Annotated in this window: 12 protein-coding genes; 7 read left to right on the top strand and 5 right to left on the bottom strand. The window is 67.7% G+C overall.

Annotated features, from left to right (window positions below):
* Positions 1-55: 55 nt before the first annotated feature.
* Positions 56-211 carry a hypothetical protein gene (locus AB0M45_RS21700; protein WP_364331906.1) on the bottom strand — a complete coding sequence of 52 codons (156 nt, stop codon included), beginning with the start codon at positions 209-211 and terminating at the stop codon, positions 56-58.
* A 793-nt stretch (positions 212-1004) separates the two neighbouring features.
* Complete coding sequence (gene eccB, locus AB0M45_RS21695) at positions 1005-2525, bottom strand: type VII secretion protein EccB (protein ID WP_364331903.1); 1521 nt, start codon at positions 2523-2525, stop codon at positions 1005-1007.
* 223 nt (positions 2526-2748) lie between these two features.
* Here eccB and eccE point away from each other — a divergent pair, with 223 nt between their 5' ends.
* Positions 2749-4413: a type VII secretion protein EccE gene (eccE, locus tag AB0M45_RS21690; protein ID WP_364331900.1), complete on the top strand. Its 1665-nt coding sequence runs from the start codon at positions 2749-2751 to the stop codon at positions 4411-4413.
* Between the two features lie 4 nt (positions 4414-4417).
* On the opposite strand, the gene AB0M45_RS21685 is transcribed toward eccE, so the two are convergent.
* Together AB0M45_RS21685 and AB0M45_RS21680 are read right to left on the bottom strand one after the other, a co-directional pair.
* On the bottom strand, positions 4418-4723 hold the full coding sequence (locus AB0M45_RS21685) for a YbaB/EbfC family nucleoid-associated protein (protein ID WP_364331897.1): 306 nt from the start codon (positions 4721-4723) through the stop codon (positions 4418-4420).
* A gap of 23 nt (positions 4724-4746) precedes the next feature.
* Positions 4747-5097, bottom strand: a complete 351-nt coding sequence (locus AB0M45_RS21680) for a hypothetical protein (protein WP_364331894.1) — start codon at positions 5095-5097, stop codon at positions 4747-4749.
* Positions 5098-5387: 290 nt separating this feature from the next.
* On the opposite strand from AB0M45_RS21680, the gene eccD reads away from it, so the two are divergent.
* The 5 genes from eccD (at position 5388) to AB0M45_RS21655 (ending at position 11155) form a co-directional block, all read left to right on the top strand.
* The gene (gene eccD / locus AB0M45_RS21675; RefSeq protein ID WP_364331891.1) at positions 5388-6878 is read left to right on the top strand and encodes a type VII secretion integral membrane protein EccD; all 1491 of its coding nucleotides are present in this window, start codon (positions 5388-5390) and stop codon (positions 6876-6878) included.
* Positions 6879-6964: 86 nt separating this feature from the next.
* Positions 6965-8323 (top strand): type VII secretion-associated serine protease mycosin, encoded by a 1359-nt coding sequence (gene mycP / locus AB0M45_RS21670; RefSeq protein ID WP_364331888.1) that lies wholly within the window; start codon positions 6965-6967, stop codon positions 8321-8323.
* Between the two features lie 196 nt (positions 8324-8519).
* Complete coding sequence (locus tag AB0M45_RS21665) at positions 8520-9788, top strand: TIR domain-containing protein (protein ID WP_364331885.1); 1269 nt, start codon at positions 8520-8522, stop codon at positions 9786-9788.
* Positions 9764-10690, top strand: a complete 927-nt coding sequence (locus AB0M45_RS21660; protein ID WP_364331882.1) for a PfkB family carbohydrate kinase — start codon at positions 9764-9766, stop codon at positions 10688-10690. Before AB0M45_RS21665 ends, AB0M45_RS21660 begins: the two co-directional genes overlap by 25 nt.
* Positions 10691-10714: 24 nt before the next feature.
* Positions 10715-11155: a DUF4231 domain-containing protein gene (locus AB0M45_RS21655; RefSeq protein WP_364331879.1), complete on the top strand. Its 441-nt coding sequence runs from the start codon at positions 10715-10717 to the stop codon at positions 11153-11155.
* A gap of 75 nt (positions 11156-11230) precedes the next feature.
* Here the strand turns inward: AB0M45_RS21655 and AB0M45_RS21650 are convergent, their stop codons facing one another.
* The gene (locus AB0M45_RS21650; protein ID WP_364331876.1) at positions 11231-11617 is read right to left on the bottom strand and encodes a hemophore-related protein; all 387 of its coding nucleotides are present in this window, start codon (positions 11615-11617) and stop codon (positions 11231-11233) included.
* Positions 11618-11798: 181 nt separating this feature from the next.
* Here AB0M45_RS21650 and AB0M45_RS21645 point away from each other — a divergent pair, with 181 nt between their 5' ends.
* Entirely contained in the window at positions 11799-13064 is a 1266-nt protein-coding gene (locus AB0M45_RS21645) for a TIR domain-containing protein (protein ID WP_364331873.1), read from the top strand.
* Positions 13065-13142: the final 78 nt, after the last annotated feature.

Here is a 13142-nt window from a genome sequence, read left to right as displayed (position 1 = left end):
ATCGATTCGGCCTCAGCACAGCCACGTCGGAGGCGGATCAAACGGGCAAGTTCCGCTACGGCTTGCCGACGGATTCCCGCTCCCGCTCACGGTGCAGCGTATCGGGGGATTCGCCGTCCAGGCCGTGCCACTTGCGCTCCGGCCAGCACAGCGCCGTGATGATCAGAAGAGCTTCCACGGCGATGACCGCCCACGCCACTATCTGGATCATCGGTCGTCTCCTTGCTCGGTACCTGCCGCGGACGTCTGATCGGAGTGACGTCGGCGTCACAGAACGACCATAAAGGTCGGCCATGCGCCATAGGAGTGGCAGAAGCGACGCATACAGGACTGAACACGACAGGGTCGTCGGGGCCGTCGAAGGCCGGCAGGTACCGGCGACCGGCCCCGCACATCGCGAACCAGATCGCCGTAGGCGACCTCCACCTCGGCGAGCCAGCCGCGTCCGCGCGGCCTACCTGCGCGGGTCGACGGTCGTCAGCAGGTGGAAGGCGTGGGCGCCGGCCTCGGCCGCCCGCTCTGGTGGCCTGTGCAGCACATCCGGCGGCGATCACTTCTGCCGATTACGGCAAACACTTCCACGACGGCAAAAGAGGGCTGCAAACTCTTCGAACCCTCGTCGCACGCGCCTAGGGCAACTCTCGGCTGCCTGCAACCTGCTGATCAGTTACGGCGTCGTTAAGGCTCTCTTATGAGCCTCTTATGCGGCTTGCCGTGAAATCTGTCAGGACAGATCAGAGAACCGTCCCGCAGATTGGAAAAGCTGGGCACCCGTGGAAATGACCATGCTTCAAATTGTGATCTACGCCGTTATCGGCATAGAGATACTGATCGTAGTCACGGCCCTGTGCTGGCCCGAACACCGCCGACCGGACCAGCATCGCACATCTATCAGAACACAACAGCACGACGATGTTCCTGGCGCGCGACCGTAGCACTGCCTACAGGTCGACAGAGTTTGTGAGCCACCGTGGGGCCTCCCGTCGGATCCCGCCCAGGTGGTGTCATCGCCCGGTCGGCAGGGTGTCGCGGCTGACGAGCGCCTCTTGTTTCGCGAGAGTCGGCCCCGGCACGAGCTGGCCGACGATGACCCATGGCGCCAGGCGCGGATCCTTCTCCAACCCGAGTGCCGCGGCCGTCTCGGCATCGGGGATCCCGTAGCGGATGCCGCTGTCGGCGATGTAGAACAGGCTGCCGCGCCGCGGGCTTCCCGCATCGATGCCGGTGACCTGCACGAACTCCCCGGTCGACGGGGGAATGTAGACCTGGTCGACCCGGTCGCCAGTGCCATCGGCGGTAGCCAGCCGCACCGGTCTCGCCGCCTCCGACAGCGGCAGTTCGGTGCCTGCCAGCAGCGTCGCCACGGCCCGGTCGGCGGGACCGTCGGTGGCCGAAGCACGCGCCGCCGGCCCGGTACCCGGCGCCTTGGACCATGCGATACAGGCCACCGGCGCATCCTCGGCGGCAAGGATTTCCGGGGCGTCGACCGGGAAGTGCTCGATCGGCAGCGCATGAACCACCGGCACACCGTCGAGCACATCCGGTGGCACCGTGGCGATCTCGCTCATCCCGTAGGAGTCGGCAGTGCGGATCACCTGGGCCGCGAACGCCGACACCGGCTGCACGCCCTCGGCGAGCACCACATACAGGTCGGGCCGCGCCCCGTGGGTCAGTGTGCTGACGGCGATGATGCCGCCGATCGGTACCCCCGACAGCTTGCCAGGACCTTGCTGCCCGGCCCCCGGAATCTGAGGCGGCGCCACTATCGGCACCGCGATGGTGGCGGCGAGCAGTCCCGGGCTCGCCGAACGCGGCTGGTACGCGGATAGATTCAGGGCCCGTGCCATGACCGAGTTGCGCGGATCGACTTCGGCCCGCTTGCCGTCGTACACCAGATACGTCTTGTCGCCGATGGTCTTGTCACCACCGCGCACCAGCAACGCCTCGTCGCGCCCGACAGCGCGGACACGCGCTCCCAGGTGCGTATGCCCGGCCAGCACGGTCGTGTGCACACCGGCACCCGTGGCGCTGCCGCTGCTGGACAACTGCACCGCATCACACAGCGCCCACTCCGACCGCGCCCCCTGCCCCGAACCCGGTAGTGCGGCGGGTGCCCCCGGTATGCCCAGCATCGGTCCGCGCGACATCGAGCCGAGCTTGGCGTCCTTCACCGATTTCGGGGATTCGGCGGTCCCGGTGATCAGCCGGGCCGAGGCCAGGTTCAGCACCGGATGCAGCCGGTCGCCCTTCTCGCCGTCACGAATCACGACATACAATGCGCCGCTGTCTTTTCCGGCCACGATATGCGCATCGCCGATCGCACCCTGCGGGCGCAGGAACGCCAGGATCGCGGCACCGGCCACGACCAGCACCCCGAGGATGGCGCCGACGACCAACGAACGCAGCTGTGAGCGCATCGGATCGTGCAGCATCCGCACATCCCGGCGCACCAGAGCGTGATCGAGCCGACGCAGCAGGAAACGGTATCCGTTGACCTGAGCCCGGGTCGTCAATTGTGCCGGCACTGAATCTCCAAATATCTCCGACTGCCCTTTTTCCTACGGTACGGTACCGTAATTCACGGACCGGAACTGTTTATCGACAACGGAACGGGCCGAAACTCAAATCAATGTAAAACTTTTGCAGAACGAAACGATGGTAGCGGGACCGACGAATACATCAGGCACCGGCGATTCTCATCCCGGAGCCTTCCGATCATGGGATGCGGAATTACCACTGCTGCGGCTGTTGTCCCTGCGCTCGGTGATTCCGGTGCTGCTCGCGGCCGCCGCGGTGGCGTGGTGTGCGATAGCGCTGGACGCGCCGGCCGTGGCTGCAGTCGCCGTTGGTGCCGCGGCTGCGCTGATCGGCCTGCTGCCACTCCGGCGTGCCGAACCGCGCACCGCCTCGGGCATGCTGGCCCACCGCCTCGGTTACCTGTGGCGGCGTCGCACCCACCGAGCCCAGGAGTTTCCGCAGGCGTTCGATGTGCCGCTGCCCGACGGCGGCAGTTACGGGTTGCGCTGGGACGGTGACCGACTGCTCACTATGCTGCGCATCAACCCGCCGCCGGACGCGCTGACCCTGCTGCGGCCCGGCTCGCTGAGCACCGACCAGGTGCTTCCGCTCACCGACATCGCCCGCTGCCTGGTGCAATTCGACATCGCATTGGCTTCTATCGACGTCATCAGCATCGGCGCCCGCACCGCGCAAACGGGTTTCGTCGCGCAACTGTACGACCGCATCATCGGCCCGCTGCCTGCGATCGCGCACCGCACCGTGTGGCTGGTCTTGCGCCTGGATCCCTTGGCCAACGCCGCCGCAGTCGACCGCCGCGGTGGCGGAGGCACGGGGGTGACCCGATCCGCGATCATCGCCACCCGGCGGGTGGCCAACCGGCTGGCCGCCCGCGACATCGCGGTCTCGGTACTCACTGCCACCGAGATGAACAACGCGGTACGGGAACTCACCCGCGGCATCACGCTCGCGGAACTCACCGAGACACCGACCACGTTGCGGCACAACGATTTGCACCTCACCAGCTATGAAATCGGCGCGGGCCTGATCAGCTCCCGCGGCTTCGCCGACATCTGGGCCACCCAGAGCCGGTCGACCACGGTGACTCTTCGGCTGCGCACAGCCGCAGACAACCCGGCACAGCGCGACCGCGAACCCATGATCGCGCTCGACGCGGTCGTCCGCTTCGACACCACCCACGAATTCGCCGAACCACCGGTCCCGGGGCTCCGCGCACTGCCGGGCCGACAACTGCCCACCCTCCTGGCGTGCCTGCCGACCGGCAGCCACGCCCACCGCAGCGCCCGCACCAGCCACCGCGGCCCGCTCCCGGCTCTCACCGGGCTGGTGGTGCCCACCGGCGGCTGCGGCCAGCTGATCGGCGCCGACGAACTCGGCCAGGGAATCGCGGTCCCGCTGGCCGGCGACGGCACCCGCCACCTCGACGTGATCGGCACACTCGCCCTCGCCCAGCAGGTGATCCTACGAGCCATCGCACTCGGCGCCCGCGTGGTCGTACACAGCGACCGGCCCGAGGCCTGGCACTCGATGGTGACCAATGTCGGCTCCCCGTACTGGCTTTCGATGGCTCCCCGCTCGGCCGCCGCCAGCCATCCACCGGCGGCGCCGCAACCGGGCGCACCGGCACCGACAGCGTCCATGCTCGTCTTCGACGGCATCGCCCCGGCCGCCTCACCAGGCGGCGCAACCATCGTGCACGTGCGGCCCTCGCGCGATCCCGGCGGTAGTTTCGACGCCGATGTGACACTCGTCCAAGACGACAGGACACCCAACCAGATCACGGTCCGCACAGCCGGCGCCAGTACAACCGTCCACATGGTCACCACGCCGGACGAGATGCGCTACATCGGCGAATCTCTCATCGCCGTACGCTGATCGGCTATCTCGGCCCGGTCGTCTCCTCGTTGAAAGCCGTGATCAACTCGGCCCGCTGCTCGAACGCCTTCCGCGCGGCCGAACCGGATGTATCCACAACCACGCGTTCGAATTCCGCGGGCGACATTCCCGAGATCGCGGAAGACAACTCGAGCGCGAGCAGTGCACCATTGCCGTCCACCTCGACCGCCACTGTGCCATCCGGCGAACTCTCCCGCACCCGCACCGCGACCAGCCGGTCAGCGAGGTCCTGCATCTGGTACATCCGCCGGCGCACCTGCGCCTCGAGTTCTTCCATCGATTCGACCATGCTGTCTCCTCGCCGCTGATCGATCAGACCGGCCGCAGCCAGCTGCCCGGCTCCGTGTCGTATTCTTGCTCCTCCAGTGCCTCTCGCCGAGCCACATCCTCGGGCGTCGGAAGTCCCGCGAGCGCGAGCGCCTGCGCACTCAGGCCGGACTCCTCGAGCTGTGTGCGACGCAGCAGTCCGGCCCGATCGGCCGATCGCCGGCACAGGCGCAGGATCTCACCGGCCAGCTGGGCAGGATCACGGCGAAGTTCGGCAGCCTCGATCGAGAGGCTCAGCGGCAGGCCCTGTTCCGTGGTTCGCACCGTGATCGCACCCGACAGGGAAGTCGCGGCAAAGACCGGGCACTGCGCGTCTGCGGGGTGCGCGTCCGTCACTCAGGCATCACCGTTTCCTCGAGCGTCGTTGTGAGTAAACAACCGTATCCGGCCGGCGCCGCAGTCGGCGGCGGGCCACCCTTTCTCGCGTCGATTTTACGTTTACCTGAGCCGCCTTCCCGGCGGCATGCTCAATGGAGTGCAAATTCCATGCACATAGGGTCGTCGGCTCGTATCTTCTGTTCTACCCTGGGCCGATCGAGATCCGATTATTCGGATTCGCTCATGTTTCGGACAGCAGGAAGAGTTGTTTCGCAAGTGCCAGGGTCGTTGTCTTTCCGGAAAGAGTCGTGGTCGCTCCCCTATTGATCGAGTCGCCGAGCGACACCGCGCGCTCCGCCGGGCCCGAATTGTGCCGGGTTTCCGTCATCGGTGGAAATACCCAGCTCGATGTCGGCCTGCCGGCTGCGGTGCCTATCGTCGCGTTCATCGGTGATCTGGTCGCGCTCATCGAGTCACGCAACCCGGATCCGGCGGAGAGCGAGGACAGTGCGGCGCCACAGCAGACGCAGCACTGGACCCTGGCACGCATCGGGCGGGAACCGATCGCGCCGAACCGCACGCTGACCGATGCAGAGGTGCACGACGGCGAACTGCTGGTGCTTCGCCCGGTCCGGACCACGGTGTCTCCAGCGCTGTTCGACGACGTCATCGATGCCGTATCCCGGCTCACCACCGCGGAATTCCACAGCTGGTCCCCGGTCGCGGCGCGCTGGACCGGGCTGGCCGTGGCGGTGGTTGCGGTGGTCGCCGCGCTGGGTGTGCTGGTGGTAGCGCGCCCGTCCGGTGACGGACTCGCGGCGCCCTTCCTCGCGAGCGGGTGCGGGGTCGCGGCCTTCGCGGCGGCGTGGATCGCCGCACGCAGATACCTCGACGAACTGACCGCGACCTGGCTGGCGTCGGCCGGGCTGGTGCTGCTCGGCGGTAGCGCGGCGCTGTTCGTACCTGGCGATCTCGGCAGTCCCCACCTGCTGCTGGGCTTCTCGGTGACGCTGGTGGCCGCTGTCCTCGCCTACCGGCTCATCGCCACAGGGGCGACGGTGTTCGCGACCGCTGGCACGGTCGCGCTGCTCGGCGGGCCGGCCGCGGCGGTGCGGCTGGTGTGGGATCCGGCGCTGCCGAAGATCAGTGCAGGTCTGGTCGTCGCCGCTCTCACCGTCATATCCGCGGTGCCACGGCTGGCATCCGTGCTGGCGCGGCTGCCGGTGCCGCCGGTGCCCACCGCGGGCGGTGCGATCGACCCGGGCGATCACGAACCACGACCCGCCATCGAGGGAATCGGCGCCATCGGTGCCACTGCGCTGCCGTCGGCCGCGGGGCTCGCGGACCGGGCCCGCGCCGCGAACTGCTTTCAGTCCGGCATGCTCGCCGGATGCACGATCATCGCGGTGTTCGGCGCCGTCACCGCTGCCGAACCGTTCGATGTCCAGCGCTGGCAAGGCATCGCGCTGCTGGTCGTGACCGCGGTGATCCTGTGCCTGCGTGGGCGTTCGTTCTCCGACTTGACCCAGGCCGCCACCCTGATCGTCGGCGGCTGCGCGACCCTGGTGCTCCTCACCATTGCACTGGCCCTCGGCGATCCCGACACGGGCCTGATCGCGGCGGCATTGCTGCTCGGATTTGCCGGGGCCGCCGCCGGATTCGGCGTCATCGGGCCGCGCATCGAGATCACCCCCGTGCTGCGGCGTGCCAACGAGATCTTCGAATACCTACTGATCGTCGCAGTGATCCCGCTCGTGCTGTGGATCATGGACGTGTACTCCGCCGCCAGGAACCTATGAGCCGCCTGAGCCGGGATGCATCGGAGAACCCAACCCGCCGGATCGGTCGCGCCTGCGCCGCAGCGCTTTTCATATCGACGGCGCTGATGTGGCAGACAGGGCCGATCGCAGCGGTTCCACCACGCCTGTCGGTCACGCAGCCTGTCATCGATCCGGCCGCGCTGGGCATCGCGGAGGCGCTCAGCGGGCGACCGGCTCCGTTGGAACCGACCGAGCAGCGAGCGGTCTGCGCGGAGCCCGTTCGAACCGGCGGGGGTCCGCACGAGGCGCCGATCGGGCAGCGCGTCCTCGACCTGCCCGCGGCCTGGCAGTTCAGCCGTGGGGCCGGCCAGATGGTTGCGGTCATCGACACCGGGGTCAACCGCCATCCGCGTTTGCCCGCGCTGCACGCGGGCGGCGACTACGTTGCCGACACCGACGGCACAGCGGACTGCGACGCCCACGGCACCCTGGTCGCGGGTATCATCGCGGCGCGGCCGAGTCCGGATGACGGATTCGCCGGTGTCGCACCGGAGGCCGAGATCCTCAGCATTCGCCAACTCAGCCTTGCCTACGAGCCGACCGACCGCCGCGGCGATCCACCACCCGGAAGCATCCTGAACTCCGGATACGGAAATGTGCTCACCCTCGCCGCCGCCGTGGTGCGCGCGGTCGACCTGGGCGCCACTGTGGTCAATATCTCCGAAGTCTCCTGCACCGCAGCCGGAGCCGACACCGCCGATGCCCCGCTCGGAGCCGCGGTCAAGTACGCCTACGACCACAATGTCGTGGTCGTCGCGGCCGCGGGCAACCTCCGGTCCGACGGCGCCTGCTCGCAGCAGAACACCGGAACCGGCTGGGGCGCTGTGCAAGCAGTCGCCAGCCCCGCCTGGTTTCACCCTTATGTCCTGTCCGTCGCCTCGGTCGATCCCGATGGCACGGTTTCGCCGACGTCGCTGCACGGGCCGTGGGTCGGCACGGCCGCCATCGGGCGTCAGATCGTCTCCCTCGACAGCACGCCGGGCGGTACCGGACTCGTGAACGGCGTGCAGACCACCGAGGGCATCAGCGAGATCCAAGGCACCAGCTTCGCCGCGCCCTATGTGAGCGGCCTGGCCGCACTGGTGCGATCCCGATTCCCGGACCTCACCGCGGGACAGGTGATCGAGCGCATCGTCCGCACCGCGCACGAGCCCGGCACGGGCCGTGACGACCGCATCGGACATGGCCTGATCGATCCGGTCGCCGCGCTGACCGCAGAACTGCCGGACGAACCGGTGAGCGCACATGCGGATGCGCCCCGGCCGTTTCCGGCTCCGGTCCCGCCGCCCGGCCCCGATCCCCGCCCCCGCCGCATCGCCGTGATCGGCTCACTCGCCTGCCTGGTCGCGCTGGGCATCGGCTCCGCACTGTGGATTCCGTTCCGGCGCGGGCGCGCCGACGAATCCGACCCGTACCTGGACTGAAATGGCGATCTCGCCGACACCATCGACGCCGCGACGAGTGGGCCCCTGGCGTCGATCGGCCATGCCAGCACTCGGCACCAGCTAGGCTTTCCCGCGGGTCCCTGACCTTCGGGCCAGACATCCGCCGTGAAACTCCGCAGGCGAGCGCCGAAGTCGATACGATGCGGATATCGACTGACTCGAGGGGAGGAGGGGTGTGGCCGTCTTCATCAGCTATCACAGCAGCAAGCGGCCCGTCGTCGAACATATCGCCACATACTTTGCCCGCCATGACATTTCGACGTGGTGGGCGCCGCGCGACGTACCGCCGGGGTCGGACTGGGACGAGGCGATATCGCGTGCGATCAAGAATTCCAAGGCGCTGGTCCTGCTGTTCTGCGCCTCAGCGGATTCGAGCGTCCACGTCAAGCGGGAGGTCCATCTCGCGGACAAGGCGAAGATCCCGATCTACTGGGTCCGGCTGGAGCAGGTTCAGCCGGAGCGGCTCGGCTATTACCTGTCACCGACACAGTGGGTGGACTGGCTGGACCGGCGCGACACCACTCTGGACTCGCTCGTCAAAGACCTGCGACGACCCGGCCTGAGCGGTCGCGCACTGGATACCGACGCGACGCCGCGCCACGCCGAACCCGTACCGGTCTCCGGGTGGCCCGCAGGCGTCGCCGTCTTCGAGAACGAACGCGTCGCGGCGGAGGCGGCGGCGCACACCTACTTCCGGATCGCGCGCGACGCATCCGACCGGAGCGTGGTCCTTCCGACGGGTCGCGCGGCGACGCAGGTCTTCCGCGCGATGCTGCGGATCGCACATCGCTACGCGCCCGCGCCGTTCGGCGAGGCTCATATCCTCTCGGACACGGAGACTTTCGGCGTCCACCCCGGTCACCACACCTCGCGCACCAGGCATGTCGTCGAGACGTTGATCGAACCGTTGACCGAACGCGGGCTCGGCCCCACCCCCGATCAGTTGCATCTGCTGACCGGCCAGATCTCCGAACGCGAGGATCCACTGCTGCGGACACAGCGCATCCTTCGCCTGTATCCCCCTGCGGTGCACGGGATTTCGATATCACCGGCGGGTGAGGTGCTGGGATACGAGGTCGGCGCCTACACCGATCCGGACGAGATCGTCAGCGACGGCTGCCGGATCGTGGAACTGAGCGAACACGGCCGCCGGTACATCGATCCGCATCAGCCGTCACGCTCGGTGCTGACCATCGGGTTGGCCTCGGCGCTGGAATGTTCCGGCCTCATGGTGCTGGCCTTCGACAAGGCCAAGGCCCGGATCATCCATCAAATGACGCACTTCCCCGAGACGGCCGGAGTCCCGGCCACCCTGTTGCGCCGCAATCCCAGGGCGGTCGTCATCACCACTCGCCCCATCGCCGAAGCGGCAGAACTCGACAACACCCACTTTCCGGAGTCAGCGGAGGCAGGCAGCGCATGGATCGTCAACAGATTCGCCTGAAGGAGATGCCGAAGGTGGCGGTCGTCGGCATGGCCACGATCGACTACCTCTACGTTCTGGACAGCCACCCGGCCGAGGACAGCGAGAACCCGGTCCGCAGGCACACGGTCGTGGTAGGCGGACCGGCCGGTCGAGGGTCCATCACCGCGGCACGACTGGGCGGAGGCGGCGTCGGCCTCTACGCGATGTGCGGCACCGGCATCCACGCGGACGTGCTACGACGCGAGTTGACGAGTGAACCGCTCGAACTCGTCCTCTTCGAGCGCGCCGAGGAGAGCCAGCACTCCGCGGTGATCATCGCGGCCGATCACGGAACCCGGACCACGATCTGGACACCCCAGCCGCGAGCCGACCTGGCGATGCTCGGCACCTTGGCGGAGGCGTTCACCGGGGCGGACGCCGCGCTGCTCGACTGCACCGACCCCGCACTGAGCAAGGCCGCCATCGAGTCGTGTCGAAAACTGGGTGTACCGATCGTGATCGACACCGGCGGGTACAAAGAGTCGAGCGAGGAATTCTTGCACGGCGTCGACTACATCGCCGCTCCGGAGAAGTTCTTCACCCGCAGGCACCCGGGCGAGCCGCTGGACCGCGGCATGGCGCGGGTCTTCGCCGACTTCGAGCCGAAAGTCCTCGTGGCGACGCAAGGCAAGCGGGGTGGGGTCTACCTCGACGCGACCGGTACGCACCGCTATCGAGCGTTCGAGGTCACGGTGGAAGACAGCTGCGGTGCGGGCGACACGTTCCACGGGGCGCTGGCCTGGGCGATCGCAGCGGGCGCACCGGTGGACGCGGCGCTGGACATCGCGTCCTGGACGGCGGCTCAGAAGTGCGCGACGTTCGGGAACGTCGGTATTCCGGACCATGTGGCCTTGAAGCAATTCCTGACTGAACAGCGCTGACCAACGTAGGCGGGCAGGGGCACGTTGCCGGAAACATTCATCGCGCGACAACCCGACGAAACCGACCCGGTGTGGGTACGGTTCGTCGATCAGCTGAACTGGTACAGCAAGAAGAGCGCGTCGATGCAACGCGCCTACAAGCGGGTGAAACTCGGGCAGATCGTCGTCGGCGGGGCGGTGCCCGTCGTCGCGGCCCTTTCGGCGCCCGCGGTGATCACGGCCACGCTGTCGGCGATCGTCGTCGTGGCCGAGGGCGCCCAGCAACTGTTCCAATGGCATGCCAACTGGCTCACCTATCGCGCCACCACGGAGACGCTGAAACAGGAGAAGGTTCGCTACCTCGCCGCACTCGCGCCCTACGACGGCGCAGACGCGCGGCAGTTGCTCGCCGAACGGCTGGACAGCGTTGTCGCACAGTCGAATGCGCAATGGGGCTCAGCGCATCAGCCGCGCGAGCTCGGCTGACCCGCCGTATCCGGGCTTGGGCTTGTGGTCATTAGTGCACGGCGGGCCGGGCAGGCCGGGTAATGCCCGCCTCGGTCAGTAGTTCTGGCAGGTGACCGCCACAGCCGACACGGCGTTGCGCAGGTGCGCCCAGCGCGGTGATTCGTCGAGCTCGCGCGCCAGCTCGGGGTTCTGCTCGATCATCTGCCGCAGGGCGGCACGCCGCTGCTCCACCGGCTGATCGAATTTGCGGCGCAGGTCGGCCTTGAACGTGGGATACGAGTCGAGTGCTGCGGCCAGTTGGGGTGACTCGACGTGCAGTGCGGCATCGGCCTGGGCGAAGGTGCAGTGCGCGATCAGCAGCGGCTCGGCGCGTTGCATCAGGTCGGCCGACGCGCCTGCTGTGCCGAGAAGGAGGGCGATGATGGCGAATCCGGTCGAGAGGAGCGGAACGAAGGCCGACCGGCTCCGGAACAGCTTCATGGTTTTCATTAGAGCCCCGTCACGGTAACCCGTCAACGAATTCCCAGAACACACCGTGCGGTACGCGAACCTTTCTGGAAACCACGGCGGCGCAGGCTAATTCGACCTTTTAGTACGTAACGATTAGCGGCTCGACGCCGACCATCTCGGTGATACCTGTCGTCGCTGCGAGGCGGTAGTCATGGAACGAATTTTCCTCAGTCACGCCGGACCGGACTCCGCCATTTCCGAGGTGGTGTACGACCGGCTGTCCGCCGCGGGGTACGAGGTGTTCTTCGATCGCTCCCCCGACCACGGCATGGTCTTCGGGGAGGACTGGGAGCAGCGGATCTACCGAGAAATGCATCGTGCCGACGCGATGCTGTGCGTAGTCACCCGTGCGGGCTTGATGACAACCCTGCTCGGCAACCACTACGCGGGCACGCTGGAGGGGCAGCGTATCCCGGTATCCGCCATCGCATTCAGCCCGAGCGGACCGATCGCCGTCATCGGCGGAGGTGAGGCGCCACTGGTGATCTGGGATGTCGCCGATCCGGCGGATCCGAAGCGACTGGCCATGCCGAGCGAGATCGACGGCGAGGTCTGGGCGATCGTCTTCAGCTCCGACGGCCGCATGATGGCGACCGCGGGCACCACCGGCCTGGTGACCTTGTGGGACATGACGACACCGGCGCGTCCGCAGGTTCTCGCCACCATGGCCGGTGCGCTGAATTGGACCGCGTCGCTGGCATTGAGCCCGGACAACCGCACACTGCTGGTGGCAAGCTGGGACAATTCGTCCGACCGGAACAAGGCCACGGTGTGGGACGTGACCGACCCGGCCCGTCCGAAGCTGCGTTCCACGCTGGTCGGCGGACCCGGCCGCACCGGCCCGGTACGGGCGGTGGCACTGGCCAACGGCGGGCGCACCGCGATCACCGGCAGCGAGGACCACACCGCCATCTTGTGGCGGGTCACCGATCCACAACGCCCTGCCCTGCTGAAAACCCTTGGCGGCCATACTGAGCCGGTGTTCTCGGTCGCTTTCGACCGGGAAGGACGCCGCTCGGCCACGGGCGGCGCGGACCACAGCTCCGTGCTGTGGAACGTGGTCGGGGACGCCGCACCGATCAGATCGGCCGATCTGGCCGGGCACAGCAAGAGCATCTTCGGGAGCGCGTTCGACCCGACCGGTCAGATCCTGGCCACCGGCGGCGACGACAACACCACGATCCTCTGGGACGTGGCCGGGCGCAGGCGACTGGCGACGCTCACCGGGATGTTCGCCTACGCCTTCGCGCCGACGGGGCGCACGCTCCTCACCGGCAGCCTGGATGGCATCGCCGCGCTCTGGGACGTCACCGATCCCACCCGGCCCACCCGGCTGGCGGTACTGCCCGAACACCGCGGCACGATCACCGCCGCCGCCCTCGACCCGACCGGCCGCCTGGTGTCAGCCGTCAAGTAATTCCTCCAGGTGAGGGGTAGTTCCGTCACGGAATTCCCCCACTCTGTCCGTCACCGTTTTCCTCCACCCGGCCGTCAC

It is taken from the genome of Nocardia sp. NPDC051787, assembly GCF_040681325.1.
In the GTDB taxonomy this organism is placed as follows: domain Bacteria; phylum Actinomycetota; class Actinomycetes; order Mycobacteriales; family Mycobacteriaceae; genus Nocardia.
This window is presented reverse-complemented; position numbering and strand designations above follow the sequence as displayed.